The following is a 26,721-nucleotide window of genomic DNA, read 5'->3' as shown; positions in this document are numbered from 1 at the left end:
CTGCCATTAGCCTATCGGTGTATCGCTGCGAACGGCCTGCTCTGGCACAATCTGCAGCATGAATTCTTCTCCCAATCTCGACCAAATGACTCCTGACGCAACTGCGTGCCTTAGCTGCGCAGTTGCTCTTGCAAGTCGATGCAATGGGTAAGACGGTCGAAACCATTGGCAAGAAGACCAACCGCGATCAGACGGTGATCGAGAAGCTGACCTTCGAGATCGCGCAGCTCAAGCGCTTGAAATTTGCCAAGCGCAGCGAGCAGATGAACCCTGAGCAGGCCAGCTTGCTCGATGACCTGATCGATACCGATATCGCCACGATTGAAGCTGAGCTTCAAGCCTTGCAAACAGCGCCTGCGCCGACCGAGAAAAAGCAAAATCCCCAGCGCACCGCGTTGCCGGCAGAATTTCCACGCACGTTGATCCATCACGAACCGGACAACACTCACTGCCCATGCGGCTGCGCGCTCAAACGCATCGGTGCAGATGCTCATGCCGGGAACAAAGAAAACCCATCGCTCCTATGTTTGGGCCTACGCCACCAGCCAATTCTCGGATCTGTCAGCGGTGGTTTACGATTTCAGCCCCAGCCGCGCCGGTGAGCACGCTCGCAACTTCCTGAAAGACTGGAAGGGCAAACTGGTCTGCGATGATTTTGGCGGTTACAAAGCCAGTTTCGAACTCGGCGTGACCGAGATCGGGTGCATGGCCCATGCGCGGCGCAAATTCTTCGAGCTGCATGCTACGAATAAAAGCACGCTTGCTGAGCAAGCCTTGCGCTATATCCAGTTGCTGTACGAAATCGAGAGCGAAGTCCGCGACCTGGAACCGGATTTACGGCGCCGAATACGGCAAGAAAAAGCCGTCCCGGTAATGGACATGCTACATGCCTGGACGAGCGCTCAGCGCGAGCTTGTACCCGAAGGTTCAGGCATCAGCAGAGCACTCGATTACAGCCTGAAACGCTGGGCAGCGCTGTCGCGCTACCTCGATGACGGGGTCGTGCCCATAGACAATAATTGGGCTGAGAACCAAATCAGGCCATGGGCTCTTGGGCGCAAGAACTGGTTCTTTGCAGGGTCGCTACGCAGCGGAAAACGGGCGGCGGCGATCATGAGCTTGATCCAGTCTGCGCGGCTGAATGGTCATGATCCGTATGCTTATCTGAAGGATGTGCTTACGCGCCTGCCGACGCAGCGGGCGAGTGAAATCGATCAGTTGCTGCCGCATAGGTGGCAGCCGGTTTCATCACGCAAGGTGTGATGCCCAGGCGCTTACGTGGCTTGTGCACTTGCTAACAAACTGGCGCGTATCGCTCGGGCAATAGCCGCTCACCATACGCAATATGAAACAGGGCCAGACGCCTTGAACGCCTGACCCTGCGGTTGTTGCAGTAGAACGATTCACCTTCAGGTTTTGCGATAGCTGAACAACAGATGATGTGAACGGCGCACCGGCCTGACGAAAATCCTGACATAAAAATCAGCTTCAGAAGCCGACGGGTTTTTAAAGATCGTCAGGCGCGACTCTCATCGTGGCGCTGGGGCCTGCCCCAAACAGACGCCGGATAGATTTAAGCAAGCCAACCACGTCACCCAGTATTGCAAAAATGGGGGTGACCATAGATTTTATTGCCTGAGTTTCACTGCAGCCAGGGCAGCCTTTGGAAGCACTAGCTGTTAGGGGAGCGAAGCTGGGCTCCAGCGATTGGGTAGCGGTTGTCTCATATGATTGTGGCAAGCCACCTAAGGGCGACCTACCAGCGGCCAGATGTCAGCTATCGTTTGAACTCGACTGAGTTTTAGGGGCATCAACACTCGGCTGTTTTTTTGCGATTTCTGACTTCGTCTCTGCGGACTTTTGAGCGGCCAGATAGGCCTGCTGCTGTTCCAAATTTCGTTGTATCAAACGGTCAGCACCGCCTTCAGCGAGCGCGCTAGTGGCACTGATACTGAGCAGTGAAATAATGGCAAGCTTGCGAAGGTTCATTTTGCATCTCTCTGATAATGGTCATGGAAGATACTGTTGCCACGCTTCCGTTTGCCATTCTCAGAGTTCGGGATTAACCAGCGATTAATGGGTCCAGTGCTTTCGAATCCATAGCGTGAAAACTTGTGCTACCAGTTAGGCGCCTTTCCGAGACTTGACACCTCCCGCTGCTTTTTCGTTTCCGACCCACCACACCCATTGCTCCGAGCTGGGAGTGCTGTGTGAGCCGATTCAATTCCAAAAAACATGCCCCACGGAATCGAGCGCATGGAGTATCTACAGCGCCTGCTCGACAAGATCGACAGGTTCGAATTTTTGATTGCGGGCCTCATTGGGGCCGTAGTTGCGAGCTGGTGGCACAAGGACGACTTGCCCGACTGGCGCGCCTGGATGGTGTTCTTGGTTACGGGTGCTGCCTGCTCGCTGTACCTGACGAGCATGGTCAGCGCCTACCTGAATGTCACCGAGCCCAAGATCGTCGCCGGGATTGGTTTCCTCCTTGGCATGTTCGGAGGCTCGCTACTGGCAGCAATCAACCGAGCCATCAAAGCCGCTGACCTCTGGGTGCTTTACTTTGAGCAACGTCGCCTGCAGCGTCATGCAGGCTTCTTCACCCTGCTGATTTTCGGCGTCGGTGCGGTGGTGGCGGGGCAGTATTCCGGCTGGAACCTGGGCCTGTCCCAAGGCTTCGGCGGCATGTTTCTGGCCTTGCTGATCATTGCCGTATGTACCTGTTTCGTTACTCGGCGGTGAAGCATCGAGTAATCTCCTATGAGCCCGGGAGCGCTACATCACGTTTGTTCTGCAAACGGCGGGTCAGCATTGCAAGCGTCACGGCCAACGCACCGCATGAGCAGATAACCAGCGCCATTGGCAACGCCGTACCATCGTGAAGCACACCCACCAGCGCGGCCGCTGCTGCCGCCACACTGAACTGCAGGCAACCGAGCAATGCCGACGCGCTGCCCGCACGCGCCCATTGCCCGTTCATGGCGCAGGCTGAGGCATTGGGGTGATGGAGCCCAGGCAGGCAATGCAGACAAACAAGGGCACCAGCAGGGGGCAGAGCTGTTCGGTGCGCAGACCGGCAATCACCAACAATGCCAGTGCAGCAGCGAGGTACATCCAGATAACCCGCGACAGCAGGAACGCAGGCCCCTTTTTGCCCACCAACCGGGCATTGAGCTGCGAGACCAGAATGAAACCCGCCGCATTGGTACCGAACAGCCAGCCATAGTGCTCAGGCGGCACTCCGTAGAGCTTGATGAACACGAACGGCGAACCGGCGATGTAAGAAAACATCCCAGCCATGGCGATCCCGCCAGTGAGCGCGTGGCCTAGAAAAATACGATCGCCCAACAAGCGGCGGTACTGCGTCAGTGCGCCTGATAAAGGCTGGCGAGGATGAGTGGCGGGCATGCTTTCCGGCAGGCCCAGCGCCACGGCTATTGAAGCCAGCGCACTGAACGCCGTCAGGCTGATGAAGATCGACTGCCACCCATAGAGGTTGACCAGCAAGCCGCCGAGCATGGGCGCCAGAATCGGCGCCAAGCCCATCACCAGCATTAATTGCGAGAATACTTTGGCCGACTGAACGGCATCGCACCTGTCGCTGACAATGGCTCGGGCAATCACCATCCCCGCACAGCCGCCCAGCGCCTGAACGAAGCGCGCGCCGATCAGCCATTCCAGATTCGGCGCGAAGGCACACGCCTGCGATGCGAGGGTGAACAGCGAAGCCCCGAACAGCAGCGGGACACGTCGGCCGAAGCGATCCGCCACCGGCCCGTAAGCCAGTTGACCGATGGACAAGCCCAGAAAATATGACGCCAGGGTCAACTGGACATGCTTCTCGTCAGTGCCAAACGCGAGGGCAATGGCAGGGAAGCCAGGCAGATAAAAGTCGACGGCCAAGGGGCCGAAGGCGCTCAAGGCACCGAGAATAATGATTGCGCGCAGGTTCATCAGACATCCAGACGATATTCAGAGCAGAGGGGGTACCCAACCCCGCAAAGCCCAGACATGGTATGCACTTAAGTTTAAGTGGACACCAGTTCTAGCCTTTTAAGCGGGTATTTCATGCAGCCAACACGCTATTCCGACTCCAACTCCTTCAAAGCCCAGGTCATTCAGGAGTGTGCCCAATCCAGCGAAATGGAGCTGGATACCGATCAACTCCCGGCACTGGTAGATGACTTGGCCGGACGCATACCGTGCAAGATCGGGTTGGATGGTACAGCGGTTCTTACACCCATCAACGTGATCTAGAAATTGCCTCTTTGCTAATCAGTGTCTGCGCTCGCACATATTGTCCTGGCGTAACACCCATTATCCGACGGAACATGGCAATGAAAGCACTAATATTTTCGTAGCCAAGCTCAATCGCCGTTGTCGTCACTGACATCCCCTCGACTAATAGTTGAATAGCGCGCAACGTGCGTGCACGTTGTCGCCATTCAGAAAAACTAAAACCGGTTTCAGCGACCAGACGCCGGGCAAGTGTTCTAGGTGCCATACCTGACCAAGCAGCCCAATCCTCAAGTGATCTATTGTCATCAAGCTGAGCAAGTATCGCATCGGTGATACGCCTCAAGCGCGGGTCATTGGGGTGCGTCAGACCGATGGGTTCAGCGGGTGAGGTAGCAATTTCATCCAAGATGACTGCTGCAACCCGCGACTCCATTTCGTTGCGGGGTGGTTGTCCCCACGACGCAGCGCGGCTTACCGCTTCGCGCAGCAAACTGCTGACCCTAAATGTGCATGGCATTTGATGCAGGATCCCGCACTCTTGCTCCGCGATATAGACCATCGCTCCTGCAAAAGCGCCATGCGACATCATCGCGTGTGCGACACGGGGAGGTATCCAAATGGCATGGCTAGCCGGCACTACCCATGAGCCGCCGTCAGTGCTCACGGAAAGCAGCCCGGCAAGGCTTGCGATTAGTTGGCCTGTCGTATGAGTGTGGGCCGCCGTTTCGCGGATCGCCCGGTCGCGTTGCTCTATCGCCAGCAGTGGCATAAGCGCGCGGTTCATGGCTGGTTTACGTTATCCAATGTCATATCCGAGGTAGCCATATCCTGAATGCCTAATGGAGAATAAGACCGGTCAGAGGAATACTCAATGTCTAAAAATCGCAAATGTTGCCTCTCTTGGATTGGCCTGATTATGCGTACCTCTCACAGATTTATTTTCTGTGTTTTGGCCGTAACAGCTGGATGTGCAAGCTCAACTCCCTATTTGGCCCGTGAACCTTTAAAGGATCATTTGATGAATTCTAACCACATGGTGCATGCCGTCGATCATATTGGCTTCGCAGTCAGTTCATTGGAAGAAGCCATTCGCTTCTGGACAATTGGACTTGGGTTCATTCTTGAGCGTCAGTCGGAAATGGGCGGATCATTCATTTTGCAAGTAACCGGCACCGCCGATCCGAGCGTGCGAACGGCGATAGTCAAAGGCCCGGATGGCAGTCGAGTAGAGTTGCTGGAATATTCGCAGGGTGACCACCACGGTATCACTACACCTACGGCATCAGCGATTGGTTCAGCGCATTTGGCATTGAGGGTGCAAGACATATACGCCGTACTCGAACGCATTGAGCAAGCAGGCTGGAAAGCAAGAGGCAAGCCTCAAGCGATTCCCGCAGGCCCACGCAAGGGAACTCTAGTTGTATATGTGACTGGGCCAGATCATATCACTCTGGAACTGATGCAGGCTAATGAGTAGCTTCCTGCCGAAGACTGTTAAACTTATTTCCCTAAAGCAATTACTTAAAGCGCTCTCCGTCGCGCATGACGTCTCATGGCAAACATAAAGATCATCAGATTCAAGTATACAGCTGGCGTAATCATACACTTCGCCGGCCACATAAAATTTGGATTTCCTTTCTGGCACTCCACTGCGCAGATCGAAAAGCTAAAGCCCTGTTAGTGCGCTAGAGCGCAGGTCACTAACGCGTAAAGGCGCAAATCTTAAATTACCGCCATATAGGATCTATCAATGACTGCTTTTGGCGGCGGACATTCTGATCTGCGACCCAAGTCTTCCAGGCACAGGGAGGAGCGCCAGCTCTCGAATTTCCGCCAATCCTCAAAGGCGGAAATCGTGTATTGGGAGGAGGGCGGAAGTCATGCTCAAGCTACTGCAATAAGTTAGAGTTCTTTCGACAGTGGTTGCAGCATTTGAAATGCTAAAATTCACAACCCACTATGATCAGTAAATTGATTGCCTTGAAAATTATCCGCGTCCCCACTGAACGGCTCAACGAAACTGAAAGTGCGCTTAATTACCGACCACACACTTTCATTCCCTAGTCGCTGCTGGGTCTCGTAAAGTCCTCGTTCCGCCAAGCAACTCCTGATACTTGCATCCCTAAGCGAGTAAAGTGTTGCAGTTCTTAGGATCGCTGCGTCCGACCTCGAATGTCCGGAGCGGACCATCATCAGTTCTGCGTGTAGCAAAACGTCTTTCACAATATTTCTAATTTGTCTCTGCGAAACACCCGAACGACCGTGCTTTGTTATGAGCAGAGGCTCTCGATCCAAATTATGCGACGACGAAAATATCTGTCTACTAATACAGTAACGCTCAAGGTAGGGAATGAACTCTAGCGGTAATTTTGATCTGCGAGATGTAGTTTGATCATTCCCTTCATAATACCAACAATCCTCTTTTACAAAACACCCCATAGAGGGTACGTGCTTTTTGGTCGCTGCCAACTTCCTCATTGGAACTAGCAAGTACCTTGTCATTGCTATGATAAAAAGTGCTCTCTCAAAATCTGCGTCTTGCTCACATAAATCTGCAGCTGATAAGACAGCAAAGTTTAGATGAATCGCTCCAACACCTCTACCAATTGCACCACTATCTCTTGACAACTCTTCCAAAAATAATGGAGCTAGACCCTTGGTTGGATTGTGAGTCCGAATTTTTCGACTAATCAAAAATTCAAAAAAACGCGAACATATCGAGCGTATAACTTCTAAATTAAATCTTGTAGGCAGCGTCGAGCCATCTGGCTTAACGCAAAAAGAGCGCCATTTATTATTTATTGAATATTCCTCATCATCATCGTTATACACAAACCGGTGGCGAGGCGATGTTCCAACCCATGCAGAAGGAGGAAAAGAGTTAAAACGTAGAAAAGATTTAAACTCGTCAGAACCCATTGCACATACGGAAATTTTCTGTATTTCCCAACACCATAGAAGCAAGCGCTCAACAATTACTCTGCTGGCGCCAAACAAGGCTGACGATTCGACTGTAGTATTCGCAGTTATAAACTCAGAGATAAATTCTCGACCTAATTCAGCATAGCGAGGCGCTTCAAGTGACTCATCAAAATCCAAAAGATAACGTCGAACATCAGGATGCCCAAGATAATAGGATTCGGCATCCTTCATAATCTTATCGAATCCTGAGTAGATAGGGCTCGGCGACCGCATTCCAGTTCACATCCTAATATGTTTGGTCAAAGGCTAGTCGTTTAATCTAATTTTAGCAAGAGAGCTGGCGCGTCTAAAAAGCCAAGCTGCTATCATTTTTATTGTCTTCAGAAACTATCATTTTTGGTTGTCATCAACAGTTTATAAGTCATTGAATTAGAGAATTTTTTTTAAACACTGAAAAAACCTTATCTTTATTTAAGTCAGCATTTTTCAATATAGAAATTCGGATATTATCTTTTATAGGTTCCAACAGTGGAGACCGAATAGAGACTGAAATGCGCAGCCCTATGAAAGTATTGGATTTTTTTTAATGTCCTTGATTCTCAAAATTTCAGACTCGTCACATCAAGCACAAGTATAGAAAGTTCCACCCTGACACGTAATTTAACATAATATACATTATGCGTACCCGCATATACCGCCCACGGGTATCTCCACAGCTGCTTTTCACCAGGCCGAATTTCTCTGAGTCGAGAAATTCGCCGTCGTGCACGCAACTGCTCGTGATTAACGCTTGTCCGGATAATCCACGATGGTTTCGTGCTGCAGCACTTTCCCGTTCACTTCCAGCGTTATCGTTTTGCGGATGCGCGTTCCACTGAATTGGCCTGAGCGCGGCACCGGCTTTTCACGTCGCAGTAATCCGTCGGTAATGAGATTGACGCCCAGCGCGCCGCCCAAGAGTCCCATCAAGCCTGCAAGAAAACTCATTGATTGCGTCATCGTGTCGAAGACTGGCTCAAGCATTTTTGGGATGTCGGGAGGCTCTGGGCATGCATTGGTCTGTTTGGCCTTTTCACAGGCACTCGACCAACTTTTCAGTGACTCAGCAAGCGTATTCGCGGCTTTAAGCTGTTGGTTGTGCTTGAAATCGATAAACGCGTACCAGACGTACGTACCTGGTGCCACAGAAAAAACCACCATAAACACACCGCAAAGCACATGCTTGCGCGCGATATTAAGGGCCCCGAATTTTTTCTCCGAGTTGATTCCCCAATAAATAAGCCCTGTCACGATCGCCCAAACTACGAACGCGGCCAGATACTTCAGCCAAAAAGCATTGAGCTCAGCATTGCCCCCCGTAAAATAGACCCACTTATCCTTGATGCTTGTAACTATCGCTTCCACGCTCACTACGGCCTCTCACATCCCAAGGTTTGGGCATAACTCAACTAAATGACTATTTAGTTGAGTTATCATATGGCAACTATTCTTACCCCGCGAAAAAACGCTTCAATAACCACTCGCCGCCGTCATCGCCCCACCGACAATCGCAATCCCTGAACTGCTGCCCAAGCGTGTGGCCCCGGCCTCAATCATCTTCAACGCAGTCGGATAATCGCGCACGCCACCAGAAGCCTTCACCCCAACCCCGGCACCCACAGTTCTACGCATCAGTGCCACATCTTCGACCGTAGCTCCGCTTCGACTGAACCCGGTGGACGTCTTGACGAAGGCCACACCCAGGTCACGGCAGATCTCGCAGGCTTGAACCTTCTGCTCGTCGTCCAGCAAGCAGGTTTCCAGGATGACCTTCAACGGCACGGCGCGGCAAGCCTGGTGGACCAGCGCGATGTCTTCGCGCACGGCGTCCAGCAGCCCGTCCTTCAACCAGCCGATATTGAGCACCATGTCGATCTCCCCTGCCCCGGCGGCAATCGCTCGTTGGGCTTCGAAAGCCTTGGTATCGCTCAATCCGGCGCCCAGTGGAAAGCCGACCACGGCGCAAATCACCACCCTGTCGTCGGTCAGGCACGAAGCGGCGTAAGGCACTTGCGCAGAATTGAGGCACACCGAATAAAAGCCATGCTCGCGGGCTTCCTCGCACAAGGTGCGGATCTGTGCCTGGGAGGCGTCGGGCGCCAGTAACGTGTGATCGATGTACTTGGCCAATGCGGCGGGTGGGAGACTGTTCATTTAATGGGCCCTTGCCTGTATGTTGCCAATGATTGTGAGGCGCTTGTCCCAGCGTCTACATAATTTAGTTACAATACTAACAATTAATGTTACTTATTTAACACCAACAATCAAGCCCTGGAAGACTCGTGGACAGTAGAAAAGCCGAGCGATTGAAGCTTATCCAACAAGCCCTGCAGGACCAGAACGCCATTCACCTGAAGGAAATGGCCGCACTGTTGGACGTTTCCGAGATGACCTTGCGCCGCGACCTCAACCATTTCAGCGATCACCTGCGACTGCTGGGTGGCTATATCACCCGGGTCGGCAATGAGAGTGGCGATTACCGAGTAGCCGAGCAGGACACGCGTCACGTCGAGGAAAAACGCCGCATCGGCAAACTCGCCGCTTCTTTGGTTCAGGCCGGCGATACGGTATTTTTCGACTGTGGTACCACCTCGCCTTTTGTCGTTGATTTCATCCCCGATGCGCTGGAGTTCACTGCGGTGTGCAGCTCATTGAACGTGCTGCTCAAACTGCAGAACAAACCCAATTGCCACATCGTGTTGTGCGGCGGCACCTTTCACCGCAAGAACCAGGTCTTTGAAAGCAGCGCCGAAAGCAGCATCCTCGATAGCGTGCGCCTGACGTGGGCCTTTGTGACCGCGGCCGGCGTCAGCCAAGCGTTTGGCGTCACCTGCTTCAACTTCAATGAAGTCGAGGTCAAGCAAAAGGTCATGCGCCAGGCTCAGCAACGCGTATTGCTCGCCGATTTCAGTAAGTTCGACACAGTGCGCACTGCGCACTTCGCCGCTCTTGAGGATTTTCAGTACGTGGTCAGCGACAAGAAAATCCCCCGCAGCTACAAGGACGTCATTCAGGCCAATGGCGCGCAATTGCTGGTTTAATCCAGCAACCGTTGCCGTTCCTGCGCACTCAAATACCCGGTACTGACACTGAATGAAGCGCAGGCTCCGGCCGCCAGCGCACGCACATGGCCTTTGGCTTTCTCGGCGTTATAGCCCTCGGGTTCGCAGGTAGACGGCAACACGAACGCCGCCACTTGCTGATCTGGCGTGTACAGGATCCAGCGTGCGGCGTGCGCAAATTGCTCGGGACGGTAGCGGGTGTAGAACGCCGCACCGCTGGGATGATCCAGCAGAAAATGCGCCTGGCCCCTGGCGTCTGTGCCGACCCCGTCGAAGAAAAATACGATCTCGGGGTCGTACAATGCCGGTTGCTCCAGGCAGGCCAATTGCGCAGGCTGTTCGGCCAGCTGCGCCATATAGGCACTCCATGCCGGCGTCGGCTTGACATGGTCCGGCACGCTGGTGCGCAGACGCTGGCGCTGTATGCCCAATGGCTCGACAAAGCGGGCGCCGTCTACGTACGCGTAGTTCATGTGGGCCATGTACATCAGGTCCATGGGCTTGCCGGCCAGGTTCGACACCTGCATGTCGATATCGAACACGGCCGAATCGGCGCGCAGCGTCACGCTGGGACACGCTCGGTAGCGATCGCCGAATCCCTTGGCATATTCATACGAGCCGCCCAGGCGTACAACGCCCTCGTCCACCTCCAGCCAGGCCGTATCCATGGGCGCGCAGGGCATTTCGCCGTGCAAGGCATGCGTGTCATCCGGCGCGGGGCAGCCGTTGCGCAGCAGCCCACTGTGAAACATGAAGCAGCCGTAAGTATCGATTATCGTCGGACTGGGCCGAGGTTGCTCGAACAGGTTGCTCATGGTCAAGTCGCAACCGTCGAACACGGCTGACCAGATCATCTGCCCTTGAAAAGGCAGTATCACCAGTCGCCCACGGCTATTCTCCAGGCTCACGGCCAGCACGCCGGACGGGTAGACCCAGGCACTGACCTTGAAGGCCGACGATTGCAGGAGGATCTTCTCCTGCTCGGCAAACACCGCAGGGTACAGCGCGATATGTGTATTCATGAGGCTACCGCCCTGGTCGCGCCCATCGGTAAGCTGCCGGATTGGCGCATGCACTTGAGCGCATACATCACGATCACAATGAAACACAGCAGCGGCACGCTGTAAGCCAGTTGCATGTTGCCGCCGCTGGCGTCGGACAACAGGCCCTGGAAGATCGGAATCACCCCGCCGCCGACGATGCTCATCACCAGCAATGAACCGCCGACGCCGGTGTCTTCACCCAGGCCATCGATGGTCAGGCCGTAGATGGTCGGCCAGCAGGGGCCGAGGAAGATACTCACGCCAACCGCTGCATACACCGCCGAAATGTTCGGCACCAGAATGGTGTAGGCCAGCAGCACGATGCACAGCACCCCGTAGATCGCGAGTACCTTGGCGGGATGCAGGCGACGCATCAAAAGGTTGGCAATCAACTTTCCGACAAAATAGGCGGCAAACGTAGTCAGCAGAAACCATGATGCGCTGCGTTCATTCATACCGCCCATTTGCATGGCCAGGCGAATGGTGAAGCTCCATACGCCGACCTGTGCGCCCACATAAAGAAACTGCGCCAATACGCCAAAGGTAAAGCGCGGGTTACGCCACAGCCGCCCCAGGCTTTGACCCAGGCTGCCGGGCTTGCTGCCGGCGGGCTTGTTGCCCTTGCACGCAGGGAACCGCGTAATGGCGATCAGGATAAAGATCAGCACCAGCACCGCAATCATCCATTTGTAGGGCAACAGCGTGGACTGGATCATTTGCAACTGCTGCACCGCTGCCTCGGAGGCGCTCATCCGAGCCAGCTGTTCAGTGGTGGCGTCGGTGTCCTTGAACATCACGAAACTGCCCACATACACCCCGGCCATGGCACCGAAGGGGTGAAAGGTCTGCGAAATATTCAAGCGCCGGGTCCCGGTTTCTCGGGGCCCCATCAGTGTCGAGTAGGTATTGCAGGCGGTTTCAAGGAACGACAGGCCGGCGGCGATCACAAACAGCGCCAGGAGGAACATGCCGTACTTGGCCGTGGAGGCGGCCGGGAAAAACAACAGGCAACCCAACATGTATAGCAGCAGCCCGATCAGAATCGTGCTCTTGTAGCTGAAACGACGAACCACCATCGCGGCCGGAATAGCCACAAAAAAGTAGCCCAGGTAAAACGCCGACTGCACAAAGGCCGTCTGGAAATCACTCAGCAAAAATGCTTTCTTGAAGTGGGCGATCAGCACGTCGTTCATGCTCGCGGCCGCAGCCCATAGGGCAAAGATGCTGCACAGCAGGATAAAAGCGAACCAGGGCGTGCGGTTCAGGTAGAAACCGTCGGGTGTCTGTTGCAGCGCAGGTGTGTTCATTATTGTTCTCCGGGCTGGGCTGGGCTGAGGGTGTCAGCGCTGTTGTTGCTCAAAGCGATTGAACGTTTCACTGTCGGGATAGGAACTCTGCGTACCCAGCCCCATGACCGAGCAGGCGGAATACGCCACCGCCCGCTCCATGGCCTGGCGAATATGGCGGTCGCGGTTCCAGTGGTGAATGAAACAACCGATAAAGGCATCCCCGGCACCGGTGGTGTCACGGGCTTCAACCCGTACCGCCGGCACCTGGAACTCGCCCTCCTCCCCCACATACAGCGCACCGTGCTCGCCGAGGGTCACGATCACGTGCCGGATGCCGCTGGTCACCAGGCTACGGGCGGCGGTCTGGGCCGATTGCGGCGAGTCCACAACGTGGCCGCTGATCAACGCCAGCTCCGATTCGTTGGGGATCAGGAAGTCAAGGTGCGCCAGGTGCTCACGACTCAAACCGGCCAGGGCCGGTGCAGGGTTGAGGAGCACCGCGATACCGTGCCGGTGAGCGAATTCGATGGCGTGGTAGACCGTGTCAAGATTGATCTCCAGCTGCAGCACGATCAGCGTGCATTCGCGAAGGTCGGCGGCAGCCGCCTCGATGTCCGCCGGCAGCAAATGCGCATTGGCTCCCTTGACGATCAAAATGCTGTTGTGAGAGTCGGCCCGAACAAAAATCGGTGCGACGCCGCTGGAAACGCCAGGCACGCGCTGCACATAACGGGTGTCGATACCAAAGCGCTGGAAGTTGGCCACTGTGTTGTCGGCAAACATATCGTCGCCGACCTTGCTCAGCATCAGGACATCAGCCCCAAGCTTGGCGGCAGCCACCGCCTGGTTGGCCCCTTTGCCGCCGCAACCCATGGCAAAGCCAGGCGCTTCAAGGGTTTCGCCCTGAACCGGCATGCGGTCGATATAGGTAATCAAATCCACCATGTTGCTGCCGATGACTGCGATCTTGCTCATTGCTATTCCACCTTGTTACGGCTGGACCAGGCAGGCCATGCCGCTCTTGTTTTGTTATTTAAATAACATAAGGTGTGAATATTCAATCTTTTTTTGCGCGAACGATTCAAGTCATCGTACGAACAGGCGCTGACAAGGGTCGGGCATCAAGCGCCGGGGCGCGACGTTGAGCCGTTGCTGAATGATAATTTCACGCAAAAAAAACCGGCCCACCAGGAGCCGGCCACGAAGACGCCCGCGTTACAGTCTGAACCGATCCACGGACTGCGACAGTTTGCTGGCCAAGCCAGCCAACTCATCGGTGGTCGAGGCGGTATCGCCAATAACGCGACTATTGCTTTGCGACATGCCGGCAATCATCTCCACCTGATGGGCGATCTCGTTACTGGCCAAACTCTGTTCACTGATGGTGCGGGAAATATCATTCACCAGCTCCGTGGTATTGAGCGTGGCCTGGAGGATCTCGCGAATGGCGCGTTCCACGTCGGCCGTGACGGCCATGCCCTTGTCGACTTGAGCAACGCCCTCCTCCATGCTGGTCACCGCTTCACGGGTGTTTTGCTGGATACGCCCGACCATGCTGGCGATTTCCTGGGTCGAGGCGCTGGTGCGCCCCGCCAGGCTGCGCACTTCGTCGGCCACCACGGCGAAGCCGCGGCCCTGCTCGCCGGCGCGGGCGGCTTCGATGGCGGCGTTCAGGGCCAGCAAGTTGGTTTGGTCGGCGATGCCCTTGATCACCTGGATAATGCTGAAGATTGCTTCGGATTCTTTGTCCAGGGTGCGAATCACCTGGGCCGATTGCTGGGCCGAGCGGGCGATGCCATCCATGTCGCTGACCACTTGATGAATGATCCGGCCGCCGTCCTTGGCCAGGGTTTCAGCCTGGTTGGCCATGTCCAGCGCCTGCCCGGCATGACGGGTGATTTCTTCGATGCTGGCGGTCATTTCACTCGCGGCGGCGGCCATGGTGCTGGCGGCCTCGCTTTGCTGCTGGCTGCTGCCCGCCACCTCATGACAGCCCTGGCTCAGGCGTTCGCTTACACCGTTGACCTCATGGGCATTGCTGCGCACCACGTCGATCATGCCGCGCAAATCGCGCTGCATGGTGGCGAGGCTGCGAATCAGCGTACTGGCTTCGTCCTGGTTGCGCGGCTCGACAATCGGTTCGCTCAGGTTGCCGTGGGCGATGCTGTCGGCAATGCGGCTGGCGGTGCGCAGCGGCCCCATGATGCTCAGGATCACCCAGCGTCCCTGGGCCAGCAGCAGCAAAAGGCTGGCGCCGAGTACCACGCCCAGGATCCAGTTGGCGTTGCTGATCGCTTGCCGGGTGCCGGTGCTGGTTTGTTGGGTCTTGGTCTCGATCAGTTCACTCAGCGCGGCCATTTGGTCCTCCAACTGCCTGAACGCAGCATTGAAGGTCTCAAGCTCCCCACGCGCCGCCTCGGGATTGGCCAGGGCCAGCGCGACGATGCGCTCGCCGGCGCTGACGTAGGTCTCCAGGCTGGGTTTGATTTTTTCCAGGCTGGCCTTGATGGTGGCGTCCAGCGGCAGCTGGAAATTATCCGCCAGCATCTGTCGGAAGTGCTCGGCATGCTCCTTGAGCGAGGCACTGACGTCGGCCGGCGTGCTGGTGCTTTTGCCCAACCCCACCAGCATGGCAGACAACACATCGGCACGCAGGGCGTCGTGCATCATGTCGGCTTCCATATGGTTGCGCAGCACCGTCATGCTGACTTCATTGTCCTGCACGGCGGCGCCCATCCGGGAATTTCCCAGGTAGCCGGCCAGGCTCATGATCAAGGCGGTCAGCAGCCCGGTCGCAATCAACAGCATCAAGCGTAGTTTGATCGTCATCTGGTATCCCCATACCTGGACCGCCGGTTGGGAAACCAACCGTTCGAGCGTCGTTAGTACCGTTATCGGCACGGGCCTCGGTTAGTGAAGCCCAAGTTTGCGGATCTGTGCCAATCCCTTAAGCTGGGCGTCTTTTTGCCCGGACTTGCCCATGCCTAGAAGCATCGCCCACCTCGCCCTGCTGTTGGGCTTGATCACCGCCGTTGGCCCGTTTGCCATCGACAGTTACCTGCCGGCGCTGCCAACCCTTGGCGCCAGTCTCAACGCGTCGCCGGCCGCCGTGCAGATGAGCCTGACTGTGTTCTTCATGGTCATCGGGGTGTGCCAGCTGTTCTACGGCCCGATCAGCGATGTCTTTGGGCGCAAATTGCCGATCTATGCAGGGTTGGTGATCTTTACCGTGGGCAGCATCGGCTGTGCGTTGGCCCCCAGCATCGAAGTGCTGATCGGCTTTCGCGCGGTGCAGGCCTTTGGCGCATGCGCGGGGATGGTGATTCCACGGGCGATTGTCCGCGACCTGTACACCGGCCATGAAGCGGCGCGCTTGATGGCCTTGTTGATGCTGGTGATGAGCGTTTCGCCGATCCTTGCGCCATTGGCCGGCAGCCTGGTGATTTCGCTGTGGAGTTGGCGCGAAGTGTTTGCCGCGTTGGCGGTGGTGGCGCTGTTGTGCCTGGTGATGACGATCGTGCAACTGCCGGAAACCCATCCGGCGGAGCGGCGTCTGGGCAAGACCCTGGGCAGTGCATTCGGCAGCTACGGCGCCCTCCTCCGCGATCCGGTGTTCACCGGGTTGTCGGTAGTCAGCGGCTTTGGCCTGGCGACGTTCTTCGTGTTTATCGGCAGCGCGCCCTTCGTGTACATCGAATACTTCGGCCTGACACCGACGCAATTCAGCCTGTGTTTTGCAGTGAATGCGGCGTCATTCTTTGCCATGAGCCAACTGACGGCACGCCTGAGTGCGCGCTTTGGCCTGCCGCCGCTGATCCGCTGGTCGGTGATTGCCGTGGCAGCCGTGATGGCGCTGCTGGCGGCCACGACACTGTGGGGCAATCACCTGGTCTTGATGATGACCCTGCTGTTTATCGGCTTCGGCTTTCTCGGCCTGTTATTACCGGCCGCCGGCGTGTTGTCGCTGGAAGACCATGGCGCGGTGGCAGGTTCGGCATCGGCCCTGCTGGGCGCGATTCAGATGGTCACCGCCGCTGTCTCCATGACGCTGGTGGGGCTGTTTGCCGACCATACGCCCGCGCCAATGCTGGTGGGCATCGCGCTGTGCGCGACCGCCGCCATGCTTACCGTGCTGTGGACGCTGCGCCGCTTGCCGCCACACCTGGCGAGCGCCTGATCGCCGCGCCACGCCTACAAATCAAAGCGGTCCACCGCCCGCCGCCGCTCGTTGTCGTCACGTACGTCATAGCTGGCGGTGGTCTGGATATTGGTGTGATGGGCCAGCTTTTGCGCAATCGACAGGTCATGTTCCTCGATCACCCGCGTGATGAATGAGCGACGGAAGTCATGGGGCATGATCTTGACGCCCACTTGGTCCCCACGCTGGCGGGCGATGTAGTAAATCGCGTGCTTGGTGATACGTTCCCGGGTGATATGACTGCCGCGTCGAATGCGGTTGAACAGGAACGTGTCGTCCTCTTCGCCTTCCTTGAGTTGCCCGCGACGGAACTCCAGCCAGGCCTGCAGCTTGGCAAATGCCCAATCCGGCGCGTATTTGACCAGTTCTTTGTTGCCCTTGCCGATCACGCGCAAGCTGCGCTGCTCAAAGTCGATCTGCGCCAGGTCAAGGTTGACCGACTCCGATTTGCGCATGCCGGAGCCGTACAGGAGGCCGATGACGGCGGCGTCGCGCAGGCCCTGGGGGCGTGGGTCGGCGGCGCAGACTTCCATCATCTCGCGGATCAACGTGCGGCGCAGGTTGCGTCCCTGCCCCAGCCGTGTACCGGACGCGGCCTTGACCGAACGCATCTTCAACAGATGTTCCTGGCTGATCAGGCTCATCCGCCACGCTTCATTCATCACCCCGCGCACGGCGTTCACATACAGGGACGAGGTGTTCGGCGCATAGCCGTCCTCACGCAACGCGGCGACCAGGGCAATCACCTGTTCGGGCTGCAGCAGGTGCCAGTCGATGTCGTCCAGGTTGACCTCGTCAAGGCCGAGGCGGTCGGCGGCGTCCTGCAGCACGTAACGCATGGTCAGTTGGCTGGAGGGCGCTAGGCGGGTGAGGTAGAGGGTCAGCGGGTTGCGGATGGACTCAGTCAAGGTAGATCAGCCTTTGGATTAAATATCACAAGCAATCCATTGATTCATCGTGATATTTATTGATTGGCGAAGGCCGAGTCTAGCGCAGTATCGGCCCTGCCATCAAATCAAGGCGCCACCTCTTCTTCTTCGGCAGATGGCTGAGGTTGAGCCTGGGATTGGCTCCAATCGGCGTCCTGTTTCTGCATCAGGGCAAACCAGTGGCGACGCATGAAGGTCAGGTAACTGTCCGGCGCCTTGGCGAAATCCTTCTCGTCGGCGTAGCAGCCTGGCAGCGGCAGTTCGGTGCCCTGCTCCTTGTACTGGCTGACCAGCGCCTGCTGGGCGGCCACGCTGCAATCGGTCGGCAACGGCATGCCGCGCAAGGCACCGGCGTCCTCGTCCCACCAGGCTGCGCCGTAGCGGTCAACGCCGCGCAGGCGATACTTCTCCGACTTGCCGACATGCATGATCAACTTGAATTCATTCGGGCTGACGTCGCTGGTACAGGTGCGCGAATAGCCAACGGTCGCCTGGGTATTGCCGTCACCCAGCAGGTCGGTGACCTGGGTAGCCCCCTTGTCAAAGTGCAGCCTGGCGTCGAACTGGCACTGGCGTACGTCGTCATAGAGCATCCACACGCGCTTGGGATGCTCGCCCGCCAGCAGGTATTGGGCCGCGTAGACAAAGGCCGACTGGGTGCCATCGTCGTCCCGCTCGCCGACCTGTTCGGCCAGCACCAGCAGGTTTTTGCCCTGGCGGTCGTCCCAGGTATAGGCGGCGACTTGCTTGCCACGCACTTCGACACCTTCGGGTACCTGATCAATGTTCGCCAGGGCCACGCCTTCATCGGCCCGCACGGCCGTGACACAGGCGACGCATACCCACAATCCCATCAACACCGGCCGCAACTGGCCGCGTAAAAGCTGCACGCTATTCATCCGAGTACCCTGGCAAGAGATGGCTTACTTTACCGGCACTTGAAGGGCAATGCAGAGAAGATTGTTGAATAGATACACAGAGGCCATCACGGGTGCTGCCCACGTGAACCAAATACTCGGCGGCCTGTTCCTATCTGCCTGAAAATCACAAGGTTTAACACCTTGGCCACATAGCTGAACCCTAGCTGTCTACCTGTCAAATAAACGAGTTTTTCATCCGCCTTTCATATTCGTTGAACATTTTTGCGCTTAACCTTGTATGCAACACTTCAGAGCAATCCGGGGTTAATCGACTAAGCTGTTGATTACGCTTTATCTTTATCGCCGCTTTGTCATCTGCGGGCTGTAGTTTTGCCCAATAAACGCTGCTGTTTTTCGCGCTCCAAGTTGCTCCAGCCGAGGTCTTGAATCTTTGAAACCCTACCCTATTCATTGCGTATCGATCGTTATTCCGGTCTATAACGAGCAAGAGAGCCTGCCCGAATTGCTGCGCCGCACCACGGCCGCCTGCAAACAGTTGGCTTACGAATACGAAATAATCCTGGTGGATGACGGTAGCCGCGACGATTCGGCGCAGTTGCTCGAAGACGCCGCCGCCGAAGACGGCAGCAACGTGGTCGCGGTGATCCTCAACCGCAACTACGGCCAGCACGCGGCAATCATGGCCGGTTTCGAGCAGTGCCGGGGCGAAGTGGTGATTACCCTCGACGCCGACCTGCAAAACCCGCCGGAAGAAATCCCGCGCCTGGTGGAACAAGCCGCCCTGGGCTACGACGTGGTTGCCACGGTGCGTAACAATCGCCAGGATTCGGCGTTCCGTCGCTGGCCTTCGCGCCTGATCAACCTGGCCGTGCAGCGCTCCACCGGCGTGGCCATGACTGACTACGGCTGCATGCTGCGCGCCTACCGCCGCACCATTGTCGACGCGATGCTTGCCTGCCGCGAGCGCAGCACCTTTATTCCGATCCTGGCCAATGGCTTTGCCCGTCACACCACGGAAATCCTGGTGCACCACGCCGAGCGTGAACACGGCGAATCCAAATACAGCGCCATGCGCCTGATCAGCCTGATGTTCGACCTGCTTACCTGCATGACCACCACGCCGCTGCGCCTGCTGTCCATCGTCGGTTTCAGCCTGGCGGCGCTGGGCGTGCTGTTTGCCATTGCGCTGATCGTCATGCGCCTGGCCTTCGGTGCCGGCTGGGCGGGCGATGGCCTGTTCGTGCTGTTTGCCGTGCTGTTCGTGTTCACCGGTGGCCAGTTCATCGGCATGGGCCTGCTGGGTGAATACCTGGGCCGCATGTACAGCGATGTGCGGGCCCGCCCGCGTTTCTTCATTGAAAAAGTGCTGCGCAACCAACCGGCAGCACCGGCTCCCGTGGTCGTCGTTGATGGCCTGGTGTCTTCCCATACTTCTACTTCTACTTCCGATCAGGTCCAGTCATGAGTTCAAAAGCCGTTGTCTTCGCCTACCACGATATTGGCTGTGCCGGTATTGAAGCCCTGCTCGATGCGGGTTACGACATCGCTGCGGTGTTCACCCATGCCGATGACCCCAAGGAAAACAACTTCTACGGCTCCGTCGCACAGCTGTGTGCCCGCAACGGTATCCCGGTGCACGCTCCGGAAGACGCTAACCACCCGTTGTGGGTCGAACGCATCGCCAAGCTGAACCCGGATTTCATCTTTTCCTTCTACTACCGCAACCTGTTGAGCGAGCCACTGCTGGCCACCGCCCGCCACGGCGCGTTCAACCTGCATGGTTCGCTGCTGCCCAAATACCGTGGCCGCGCACCGGCCAACTGGGTGCTGGTCAACGGTGAAACCGAAACCGGCGTGACCCTGCACCGCATGGTCAAGCGTGCCGATGCCGGTGCGATCCTGGCCCAGCAGAAAGTCAGCATCGAGCGCAGCGACACCGGCCTGAGCCTGCACGCCAAACTGCGTGATGCCGCCAGCAACCTGCTGCGCGACGCCCTGCCGCAACTGGCCCTGGGCAAACTGAGCGAAACGGCCCAGGACGAAAGCCAGGCGACCTGCTTTGGTCGCCGTACCGCCGCCGATGGCAAGATCGACTGGAAAAACCCCGCCGAACAACTGTTCAACCTGGTCCGCGCCGTAACGCAACCTTACCCTGGCGCCTTTTGCGCGGTCGGCGAGCACAAGCTCATCGTGTGGCAGGCCGAGGTGGTCAAAGGCAACGACGGTTTGGCGCCGGGCCGCGTAATCAGCGTCAACCCGCTGCGCATTGCCTGTGGCGAAGACTCACTGGTGGTCAAGTTCGGCCAGCGCAACGACAACGGCCTGTACCTGGCCGGGCCTTCCCTGGCCGATGAACTGGGCCTGGTGGACGGTTCCGTGCTGCGCGGCGCCGAGTCGGGCCGCAAGCCACGCCGCACCCGTGTGTTGATCCTGGGGGTGAACGGCTTTATCGGTAATCACCTGTCCGAGCGCCTGCTGCGCGACGACCGTTACGAAGTCTACGGCCTGGATATCGGCTCCGACGCCATCGAGCGCCTGCGCAGCCACCCCAACTTCCACTATGTGGAAGGCGATATCAGCATCCACACCGAGTGGATCGAGTACCACATCAAAAAATGCGACGTGGTGCTGCCCCTGGTGGCCATCGCCACCCCGATCGAATACACCCGCAACCCGCTGCGCGTGTTCGAGCTGGATTTCGAAGAAAACCTCAAGCTGGTGCGTTACTGCGTCAAGTACAACAAGCGCGTGATCTTCCCATCGACTTCCGAAGTCTATGGCATGTGCCAGGACCAGTACTTCGACGAAGACACCTCCAACCTGGTGGTCGGCCCGGTCAACAAGCAACGCTGGATCTACTCGGTCTCCAAGCAACTGCTCGACCGCGTGATCTGGGCCTACGGCGACAAGGGCCTGAAATTCACCCTGTTCCGTCCGTTCAACTGGATGGGCCCGCGCCTTGATCGCCTGGACTCGGCGCGTATCGGCAGCTCCCGTGCCATCACCCAATTGATCCTGAACCTGGTGGAAGGCACGCCGATCCGCCTGTTCGACGGTGGCGAGCAGAAGCGTTGCTTCACCGACATCGCCGACGGCATCGAAGCCCTGGCGCGCATAATCGATAACGAAAACGGTGTCTGCGACGGCCAGATCATCAACATCGGCAACCCGGAAAACGAAGCCAGCATCCGCCAGTTGGGCGAAGAGCTGCTGCGTCAGTTCGAAGCGCACCCGCTGCGCCACAACTTCCCACCGTTCGCCGGTTTCCGCGACGTGGAGAGCAAGGCGTTCTACGGCACCGGTTACCAGGACGTGGCCCACCGCAAGCCTAGCATCGACAACGCCAAGCGCCTGCTGAACTGGGAGCCGACCGTGGAGATGAGCGAAACCATCGGCAACACGCTGGATTTCTTCCTGCGTGAAGCCATGCTTGAAATAGCGGATAAAAAGTAATGCAGGCAGGTCTTCGCATCGACGTCGACACCTACCGTGGCACCCGTGATGGTGTGCCGCGGCTGCTCGAGTCCCTGGACGAAGCCGGGGTCAAGGCGACGTTTTTCTTCAGCGTCGGGCCGGACAATATGGGGCGCCACTTGTGGCGCCTGATCCGCCCGCAGTTCCTGTGGAAAATGCTCCGTTCCAATGCCGCCGGCCTGTATGGCTGGGACATTTTGCTGGCCGGCACCGCCTGGCCGGGCAAACCGATTGGCCGCGACCTGGGGCATCTGATGCGCCAGGCCAAGGCCGCCGGGCATGAAGTCGGCCTGCACGCCTGGGATCACCATGGCTGGCAGGCCAATACCGGGCGCTGGAGCGACGCACAGCTGGTCGAGCAGATCCGGCGCGGCGTGGACACCCTGAGCGACATCCTTGGCGAGCGTATCGACTGTTCGGCGGCCGCCGGTTGGCGCGCCGACGAACGTGTGGTGCAAGCCAAACAAGCCTTCAATTTTCGCTACAACAGCGATTGCCGGGGCACCAGCCTGTTTCGACCGACCCTGGCCGATGGCAGCGCGGGCACCCCACAAATTCCGGTGGACCTGCCGACCTTCGACGAAGTCGTCGGGCCGGTGGTGGCTGCCACAGACTTCAACCGTTTCATCCTGGATCGGTTCAGCGCCTCGACGCTGAACGTCTACACGATCCACGCAGAAGTAGAAGGGATTCTGATGGCCAATGATTTTCGCCAGTTGCTCGCCCAGGCAGGGCAGCGCGGCATCGACTTCAAACCCCTGGGCGAGCTGCTGCCTGCAGATGTGACCACCCTGCCCCAGCAACAGTTGGTGCGTGGCGCATTGAGCGGCCGCGAGGGCTGGCTTGGAGTACAGCAGGCATGATCCGTCGCTGGGCATTGCCCCTGCTTTTGTTGGCGTTCGGGGTGGTTTACCTGTTACCGCTGGCGACCCACGGGCTGTGGATTCCCGATGAAACCCGCTATGCGCAGATCAGCCAGGAAATGCTGCTCACCGGCAAGTGGGCCGCGCCGCACTTCATGGGCATTCGCTACTTCGAAAAACCCGCCGCCGGCTACTGGATGATTGCGCTGGGCCAGGCGATCTTCGGGCAGAACCTGTTCGGAGTGCGTTTTGCCTCGGCCTTGAGCACCGGGCTGAGCATTCTGCTGGTTTATCTGGTATCACGCCGCTTGTGGAACGACCCGCAAAAAAGCCTGGTCAGCTGCGTGCTGTACATGAGTTTCGTCAGCGTGGCGATGCTGGGTGGCTACGCCAACCTGGACCCTCAATTCACGTTCTGGGTCAACCTGACCGGCGCTGCCTTGTGGTTCTGCTTCGGCAGCACTACCCGTCGTGCTCGACTGGGGGCTTGGGCCTTGTTGGGCCTGGCCTGCGGCATGGGCTTCATGACCAAAGGCTTTCTGGCGTGGCTGCTGCCGGTATTGATCGCCCTGCCCTACGCGCTCTGGCAGAAGCGCTCGGTTGAACTGTTCAAATTCGGCCCGGTGGCCGTGGCCGTGGCGATCCTGATCAGCTTGCCCTGGGCATTGGCCGTGCACCTGCAAGAGCCGGATTACTGGCACTTCTTCTTCTGGCATGAGCATATCCAGCGCTTCGCCGGTGCAGATGCCCAGCATGCCGAACCGTTCTGGTACTACCTGCCGTTGCTGATCGCTTTCACGTTGCCGTGGGTTGCGCTGTTGCCGTCCACGCTCAAGCAGGCATGGTCGGACAAGCGCCTGCCGAAAACCGCGTTCCTGCTGCTGTGGCTGCTGATGCCCCTGGCATTCTTCAGTCTGGCCAAGGGCAAGCTGCCCTCCTACATCATGCCGTGCCTGCTGCCCCTGGCATTGCTGATGGGTTCAACGTTGAGTGACAAGCTCGCTCAAGGCCGGGGCCGCGTATTGCGCATCAACGGTTGGTTGAACCTGGCGATCGGTGTGCTCGTGCTGTTGGCGCTCATCTGGTTCCAATGGAAGAAGCCGCTGTACGAACCCGGTGAGGAAACCCTCAGCCTGGTGCTGGTATTTATCGGCGTGTTCGGCTGGATCCTGGCCAACCTGCTGCAGGCAGTACGCCCGGTGAAACTGTGGGCCGCGCCGCTGATCGGCAGTGGCTTGCTGGTGGTCTTGTTGCCCGCCGCCCTGCCCCATTCGGTGGTTTATAACAAGACGCCGGACCAGTTCATCATCGATCACGCCGAAGAACTCAAGCCCTCCGTTGCGCTGTTGAGCAACGACCTGGGTGCGTCCGCAGCGCTGGCCTGGCGGCTGAAACGGCCCGACATCACCCTCTACAACACCTCTGGCGAGGTGAAATACGGGCTGGCCTACGCCGATACCGCCCAGCGCCTGGTTGACCGCAATCAAATCCAGGCCTGGATGGCGCAAACCCGCCGCAGCGGTGCGGTGGGCGTGGTGATGCGCGTCAACAGCCAGGGCGAGAAGGAAGAACTCGCACTGCTGCCTCCGGACGGCCAGCGGTATGCCCAAGGCAATATCGTGATTCTGATTTTCCCGCAGGTCGCGCCATGATCACCTTGCTTCTATTGCTCACGGCCTGCCTGCTCACCTGCATGGGCCAGGTCTCGCAGAAGTTTGCCGTGGAAAGCTGGCGTGACGTGCCCGAAGGTTGGGCGCTGAAGTTGCGCTCACCCTGGTTGTGGTCGGCGCTGGTGTGCCTGGGCCTCGGCTTGCTGGTGTGGTTGCTGGTGCTGCAGCGCCTGGAAGTGGGCATTGCCTACCCGATGCTCAGCCTGAACTTTGTGTTGGTCACGCTGATGGCGCGCTTTGTGTTTGCCGAGCCCATCGATGGCCGCCACTGGCTGGGCGTGGTGCTGGTCATCGCGGGTGTCGTGCTGTTGGGGCGCCAGGTATGAGCCGGACACGCGGTTTCGCCCTGGCCCTGGGCAGCGTCGGCCTGGTCAGCGCCGCCCAATTGGGCATGCGCTGGAGCATGACGCGGCTGCCGCTGCCGGATCAGTGGCCGAACGCCTTGAGCACCGGCAGCATCGACCCCAGCGCCCTGGGCGTGGTGATCCTGGCGATCATCGCCTATGCGCTGTCGATGCTCTGCTGGCTCGGCGCGCTGAAGCACCTGCCCCTGGGGCGTGCGTATTCACTGCTCAGCATCAGCTACGCGCTGGTGTACCTGCTGGCGGCCTGCCTGCCGGTCTTCAACGAACACTTTTCGCTATCGAAAACCCTGGGGGTGGCGTTGGTCATCCTCGGCGTACTGGTCATCAACTCTCGTCGTGCTAGCACCTCAAGTCCCAGGAATACCCCATGAAAATCAGTGTATTTGGTAGTGGTTACGTCGGCCTGGTACAGGCCACGGTATTAGCCGAAGTCGGTCACGATGTTATTTGCATGGACGTTGACCAGCGCAAGGTCGAGTCGCTGCAGAAGGGCCACGTGACCATCTTCGAGCCCGGCCTGGCGGCCATGGTCAAGGAAAACCTGGAAAGCGGACGCCTGCATTTCACCTACGACGAAAAACTTGCCGTCGAGCACGGTGAAGTGTTGTTCATTGCGGTGGGCACGCCGTCGGATGAAGACGGTTCGGCCGATCTCAAATATGTGCTGTCGGTGGGTGATGCAGTCGCCCGCCATCGCGTGGCACCGGTGATCCTGGTGGAAAAATCCACGGTGCCGGTGGGCACCGGCGATACCTTGCGCGACCACATCCGCAAGAACCTGCGCGCCGCCGGTCGTGAGCTGCAATTCGATATCGTCTCCAACCCGGAATTTCTCAAGGAAGGCTCGGCCGTGGCCGACTGCCGCCGCCCGGACCGCATCATCATCGGTTGCGAGCGCGAAGAAGTACGGGAGGTGATGCGCGAACTGTACGCACCGTTCAACCGCAACCATGACCGCATCATCTTCATGGACCTGCGCAGCGCCGAACTGACCAAATACGCCGCCAACTGCATGCTCGCCACCAAGATCAGCTTCATCAACCAGATCGCCGAACTGGCCGAACACCTGGGCGCCGACATCGAAGCCGTGCGCCTGGGCATTGGTGCCGACTCGCGCATCGGCTACCACTTCATTTATCCAGGTTGCGGCTATGGCGGCTCATGCTTTCCCAAAGACATGCGCGCCCTGATCCACAGCGCCAAACAGGCCAACTGCTCCAGCGACCTGCTCGAAGCCGTGGAAGCGATCAACCAGCGCCAGAAAGGCAAGCTGTTCGAGCGCATCAACGCGTTTTTCAAGGGTGACCTGCGCGGCAAGACGTTCGCCTTGTGGGGCCTGGCCTTCAAACCCAATACCGACGACATGCGCGACGCGCCGAGCCGCGTGCTCATGGAAGCGCTCTGGGAGGCCGGCGCCAACGTACGTGCCTTCGACCCCGAAGCCATGCAGGAAACCCAGCGCATCTATGGCGATGACCCGCGCTTGATGCTGATGGGCACGCCGGAGTCCACCCTGGGCGGCGCCGATGCGCTGATCGTCTGCACCGAGTGGCAGCAATTCAAGGCGCCGGACTTCGACCTGATCCACCAGCGCCTGAAAACCCCGGTGATCTTTGACGGGCGCAATCTGTACGACGGCGAGCGCCTGACGCGCAAGGGCTTCAAGTATTTCCCTATCGGCCGTGGTGACTCCTGCGACTTGCCGATCCCCCAGCAAAACTGGATGCCACAGGCCAAGGCAGGCTGA

Annotated in this window: 22 protein-coding genes and 5 pseudogenes; 13 read left to right on the top strand and 14 right to left on the bottom strand. The window is 57.9% G+C overall.

Features of this window, described 5'->3' with window-relative positions; genetic code table 11:
* Nucleotides 1–143: 143 nt before the first annotated feature.
* Nucleotides 144–359, top strand: a pseudogene (locus BFP90_RS29725) (transposase); the annotation flags it as partial.
* Here the strand turns inward: BFP90_RS29725 and BFP90_RS29720 are convergent.
* Nucleotides 313–456: pseudogene (locus tag BFP90_RS29720) on the bottom strand (hypothetical protein); the annotation flags it as partial. The pseudogenes BFP90_RS29725 and BFP90_RS29720 overlap by 47 nt on opposite strands.
* Nucleotides 457–486: 30 nt before the next feature.
* Here BFP90_RS29720 and BFP90_RS29715 point away from each other — a divergent pair.
* A complete protein-coding gene (locus BFP90_RS29715) occupies nucleotides 487–1,263 on the top strand; it encodes an IS66 family transposase (RefSeq protein WP_370671705.1) in 777 nt (258 codons plus the stop codon).
* Between the two features lie 510 nt (nucleotides 1,264–1,773).
* On the opposite strand, the gene BFP90_RS22200 is transcribed toward BFP90_RS29715, so the two are convergent.
* A complete protein-coding gene (locus BFP90_RS22200; RefSeq protein ID WP_065873494.1) occupies nucleotides 1,774–1,989 on the bottom strand; it encodes a hypothetical protein in 216 nt (71 codons plus the stop codon).
* Nucleotides 1,990–2,256: 267 nt separating this feature from the next.
* Between BFP90_RS22200 and BFP90_RS22195 the strand changes: the two are divergent.
* Nucleotides 2,257–2,559 (top strand): annotated as a pseudogene (locus BFP90_RS22195) (MFS transporter); the annotation flags it as partial.
* Nucleotides 2,560–2,758: 199 nt separating this feature from the next.
* Here the strand turns inward: BFP90_RS22195 and BFP90_RS22190 are convergent.
* Nucleotides 2,759–3,954 (bottom strand): annotated as a pseudogene (locus tag BFP90_RS22190) (multidrug effflux MFS transporter).
* Nucleotides 3,955–4,243: 289 nt separating this feature from the next.
* A complete protein-coding gene (locus tag BFP90_RS22180; protein WP_256097503.1) occupies nucleotides 4,244–5,023 on the bottom strand; it encodes an AraC family transcriptional regulator in 780 nt (259 codons plus the stop codon).
* Between the two features lie 234 nt (nucleotides 5,024–5,257).
* Here BFP90_RS22180 and BFP90_RS22175 point away from each other — a divergent pair, with 234 nt between their 5' ends.
* Complete coding sequence (locus BFP90_RS22175; protein WP_065892737.1) at nucleotides 5,258–5,716, top strand: VOC family protein; 459 nt, start codon at nucleotides 5,258–5,260, stop codon at nucleotides 5,714–5,716.
* A gap of 470 nt (nucleotides 5,717–6,186) precedes the next feature.
* On the opposite strand, the gene BFP90_RS28550 is transcribed toward BFP90_RS22175, so the two are convergent.
* The 3 genes from BFP90_RS28550 to deoC form a co-directional block, all read right to left on the bottom strand.
* The gene (locus tag BFP90_RS28550; RefSeq protein WP_141688994.1) at nucleotides 6,187–7,392 is read right to left on the bottom strand and encodes a hypothetical protein; all 1,206 of its coding nucleotides are present in this window, start codon (nucleotides 7,390–7,392) and stop codon (nucleotides 6,187–6,189) included.
* Between the two features lie 552 nt (nucleotides 7,393–7,944).
* Nucleotides 7,945–8,571 (bottom strand): hypothetical protein, encoded by a 627-nt coding sequence (locus tag BFP90_RS22170; protein ID WP_065892740.1) that lies wholly within the window; start codon nucleotides 8,569–8,571, stop codon nucleotides 7,945–7,947.
* A gap of 99 nt (nucleotides 8,572–8,670) precedes the next feature.
* Entirely contained in the window at nucleotides 8,671–9,354 is a 684-nt protein-coding gene (deoC, locus tag BFP90_RS22165; RefSeq protein ID WP_065892741.1) for a deoxyribose-phosphate aldolase, read from the bottom strand.
* Nucleotides 9,355–9,482: 128 nt separating this feature from the next.
* Here deoC and deoR point away from each other — a divergent pair, with 128 nt between their 5' ends.
* Nucleotides 9,483–10,241, top strand: a complete 759-nt coding sequence (gene deoR, locus BFP90_RS22160) for a DNA-binding transcriptional repressor DeoR (RefSeq protein WP_065892742.1) — start codon at nucleotides 9,483–9,485, stop codon at nucleotides 10,239–10,241.
* Here deoR and BFP90_RS22155 read toward each other — a convergent pair.
* The 5 genes and pseudogenes from BFP90_RS22155 to BFP90_RS29705 form a co-directional block, all read right to left on the bottom strand.
* Entirely contained in the window at nucleotides 10,238–11,284 is a 1,047-nt protein-coding gene (locus tag BFP90_RS22155; RefSeq protein ID WP_065892743.1) for an aldose 1-epimerase family protein, read from the bottom strand. The two genes, deoR and BFP90_RS22155, sit on opposite strands and share 4 nt — an antisense overlap.
* On the bottom strand, nucleotides 11,281–12,612 hold the full coding sequence (gene fucP, locus BFP90_RS22150) for an L-fucose:H+ symporter permease (protein WP_065897997.1): 1,332 nt from the start codon (nucleotides 12,610–12,612) through the stop codon (nucleotides 11,281–11,283). Before fucP ends, BFP90_RS22155 begins: the two co-directional genes overlap by 4 nt.
* A gap of 33 nt (nucleotides 12,613–12,645) precedes the next feature.
* Entirely contained in the window at nucleotides 12,646–13,569 is a 924-nt protein-coding gene (rbsK, locus tag BFP90_RS22145) for a ribokinase (protein WP_065897996.1), read from the bottom strand.
* 240 nt (nucleotides 13,570–13,809) lie between these two features.
* Entirely contained in the window at nucleotides 13,810–14,535 is a 726-nt protein-coding gene (locus BFP90_RS29710) for a methyl-accepting chemotaxis protein (protein ID WP_370671202.1), read from the bottom strand.
* A gap of 132 nt (nucleotides 14,536–14,667) precedes the next feature.
* Nucleotides 14,668–15,423: pseudogene (locus BFP90_RS29705) on the bottom strand (MCP four helix bundle domain-containing protein); the annotation flags it as partial.
* 151 nt (nucleotides 15,424–15,574) lie between these two features.
* Between BFP90_RS29705 and BFP90_RS22135 the strand changes: the two are divergent.
* Nucleotides 15,575–16,771, top strand: coding sequence for a multidrug effflux MFS transporter (locus BFP90_RS22135; protein WP_065897995.1), 1,197 nt, complete (start codon nucleotides 15,575–15,577; stop codon nucleotides 16,769–16,771).
* A gap of 14 nt (nucleotides 16,772–16,785) precedes the next feature.
* On the opposite strand, the gene xerC is transcribed toward BFP90_RS22135, so the two are convergent.
* Both xerC and BFP90_RS22125 read right to left on the bottom strand, forming a co-directional pair.
* Entirely contained in the window at nucleotides 16,786–17,700 is a 915-nt protein-coding gene (gene xerC, locus BFP90_RS22130; RefSeq protein ID WP_065897994.1) for a site-specific integrase, read from the bottom strand.
* Between the two features lie 107 nt (nucleotides 17,701–17,807).
* Complete coding sequence (locus BFP90_RS22125; protein ID WP_065897993.1) at nucleotides 17,808–18,620, bottom strand: M949_RS01915 family surface polysaccharide biosynthesis protein; 813 nt, start codon at nucleotides 18,618–18,620, stop codon at nucleotides 17,808–17,810.
* A gap of 412 nt (nucleotides 18,621–19,032) precedes the next feature.
* On the opposite strand from BFP90_RS22125, the gene arnC reads away from it, so the two are divergent.
* Genes arnC through BFP90_RS22090 form a run of 7 tightly spaced genes read left to right on the top strand, consistent with a single transcriptional unit; the run spans nucleotide 19,033 to nucleotide 26,721 of the window.
* On the top strand, nucleotides 19,033–20,067 hold the full coding sequence (gene arnC, locus BFP90_RS22120) for an undecaprenyl-phosphate 4-deoxy-4-formamido-L-arabinose transferase (RefSeq protein WP_065884310.1): 1,035 nt from the start codon (nucleotides 19,033–19,035) through the stop codon (nucleotides 20,065–20,067).
* On the top strand, nucleotides 20,064–22,055 hold the full coding sequence (gene arnA, locus BFP90_RS22115; RefSeq protein WP_065892748.1) for a bifunctional UDP-4-amino-4-deoxy-L-arabinose formyltransferase/UDP-glucuronic acid oxidase ArnA: 1,992 nt from the start codon (nucleotides 20,064–20,066) through the stop codon (nucleotides 22,053–22,055). Before arnC ends, arnA begins: the two co-directional genes overlap by 4 nt.
* Nucleotides 22,055–22,939 carry a 4-deoxy-4-formamido-L-arabinose-phosphoundecaprenol deformylase gene (gene arnD, locus BFP90_RS22110; protein WP_065892749.1) on the top strand — a complete coding sequence of 295 codons (885 nt, stop codon included), beginning with the start codon at nucleotides 22,055–22,057 and terminating at the stop codon, nucleotides 22,937–22,939. Before arnA ends, arnD begins: the two co-directional genes overlap by 1 nt.
* A complete protein-coding gene (arnT, locus tag BFP90_RS22105) occupies nucleotides 22,936–24,591 on the top strand; it encodes a lipid IV(A) 4-amino-4-deoxy-L-arabinosyltransferase (protein WP_065897992.1) in 1,656 nt (551 codons plus the stop codon). Before arnD ends, arnT begins: the two co-directional genes overlap by 4 nt.
* Nucleotides 24,588–24,935 (top strand): 4-amino-4-deoxy-L-arabinose-phosphoundecaprenol flippase subunit ArnE, encoded by a 348-nt coding sequence (gene arnE, locus BFP90_RS22100; protein WP_065897991.1) that lies wholly within the window; start codon nucleotides 24,588–24,590, stop codon nucleotides 24,933–24,935. Before arnT ends, arnE begins: the two co-directional genes overlap by 4 nt.
* The gene (gene arnF / locus BFP90_RS22095) at nucleotides 24,932–25,345 is read left to right on the top strand and encodes a 4-amino-4-deoxy-L-arabinose-phosphoundecaprenol flippase subunit ArnF (protein WP_065897990.1); all 414 of its coding nucleotides are present in this window, start codon (nucleotides 24,932–24,934) and stop codon (nucleotides 25,343–25,345) included. The genes arnE and arnF overlap by 4 nt, the downstream gene beginning before the upstream one ends.
* The gene (locus BFP90_RS22090; RefSeq protein ID WP_065884304.1) at nucleotides 25,342–26,721 is read left to right on the top strand and encodes a UDP-glucose dehydrogenase family protein; all 1,380 of its coding nucleotides are present in this window, start codon (nucleotides 25,342–25,344) and stop codon (nucleotides 26,719–26,721) included. The genes arnF and BFP90_RS22090 overlap by 4 nt, the downstream gene beginning before the upstream one ends.

This window comes from Pseudomonas sp. 24 E 13 (assembly GCF_900004715.1).
Taxonomy (GTDB): Bacteria; Pseudomonadota; Gammaproteobacteria; order Pseudomonadales; family Pseudomonadaceae; genus Aquipseudomonas; species Aquipseudomonas orientalis_A.
The sequence above is the reverse complement of the archived record's forward strand: the minus strand, read 5'-3'. Positions and strand labels throughout refer to the sequence as shown.

What these genes read in the sequence shown, in the direction of transcription:
- BFP90_RS29715 (WP_370671705.1), top strand. Translation starts at nt 487, where the DNA reads ATGCTCATGCCGGGAACAAAGAAAACCCATCGCTCCTATGTTTGGGCC.
- BFP90_RS22200 (WP_065873494.1), bottom strand. Translation starts at nt 1,989, where the DNA reads ATGAACCTTCGCAAGCTTGCCATTATTTCACTGCTCAGTATCAGTGCC.
- BFP90_RS22180 (WP_256097503.1), bottom strand. Translation starts at nt 5,023, where the DNA reads ATGAACCGCGCGCTTATGCCACTGCTGGCGATAGAGCAACGCGACCGG.
- BFP90_RS22175 (WP_065892737.1), top strand. Translation starts at nt 5,258, where the DNA reads ATGAATTCTAACCACATGGTGCATGCCGTCGATCATATTGGCTTCGCA.
- BFP90_RS28550 (WP_141688994.1), bottom strand. Translation starts at nt 7,392, where the DNA reads ATGAAGGATGCCGAATCCTATTATCTTGGGCATCCTGATGTTCGACGT.
- deoC (WP_065892741.1), bottom strand. Translation starts at nt 9,354, where the DNA reads ATGAACAGTCTCCCACCCGCCGCATTGGCCAAGTACATCGATCACACG.
- BFP90_RS22155 (WP_065892743.1), bottom strand. Translation starts at nt 11,284, where the DNA reads ATGAATACACATATCGCGCTGTACCCTGCGGTGTTTGCCGAGCAGGAG.
- fucP (WP_065897997.1), bottom strand. Translation starts at nt 12,612, where the DNA reads ATGAACACACCTGCGCTGCAACAGACACCCGACGGTTTCTACCTGAAC.
- rbsK (WP_065897996.1), bottom strand. Translation starts at nt 13,569, where the DNA reads ATGAGCAAGATCGCAGTCATCGGCAGCAACATGGTGGATTTGATTACC.
- BFP90_RS29710 (WP_370671202.1), bottom strand. Translation starts at nt 14,535, where the DNA reads ATGGCCGCCGCCGCGAGTGAAATGACCGCCAGCATCGAAGAAATCACC.
- BFP90_RS22135 (WP_065897995.1), top strand. Translation starts at nt 15,575, where the DNA reads ATGCCTAGAAGCATCGCCCACCTCGCCCTGCTGTTGGGCTTGATCACC.
- BFP90_RS22125 (WP_065897993.1), bottom strand. Translation starts at nt 18,620, where the DNA reads ATGAATAGCGTGCAGCTTTTACGCGGCCAGTTGCGGCCGGTGTTGATG.
- arnA (WP_065892748.1), top strand. Translation starts at nt 20,064, where the DNA reads ATGAGTTCAAAAGCCGTTGTCTTCGCCTACCACGATATTGGCTGTGCC.
- arnD (WP_065892749.1), top strand. Translation starts at nt 22,055, where the DNA reads ATGCAGGCAGGTCTTCGCATCGACGTCGACACCTACCGTGGCACCCGT.
- arnT (WP_065897992.1), top strand. Translation starts at nt 22,936, where the DNA reads ATGATCCGTCGCTGGGCATTGCCCCTGCTTTTGTTGGCGTTCGGGGTG.
- arnE (WP_065897991.1), top strand. Translation starts at nt 24,588, where the DNA reads ATGATCACCTTGCTTCTATTGCTCACGGCCTGCCTGCTCACCTGCATG.
- arnF (WP_065897990.1), top strand. Translation starts at nt 24,932, where the DNA reads ATGAGCCGGACACGCGGTTTCGCCCTGGCCCTGGGCAGCGTCGGCCTG.
- BFP90_RS22090 (WP_065884304.1), top strand. Translation starts at nt 25,342, where the DNA reads ATGAAAATCAGTGTATTTGGTAGTGGTTACGTCGGCCTGGTACAGGCC.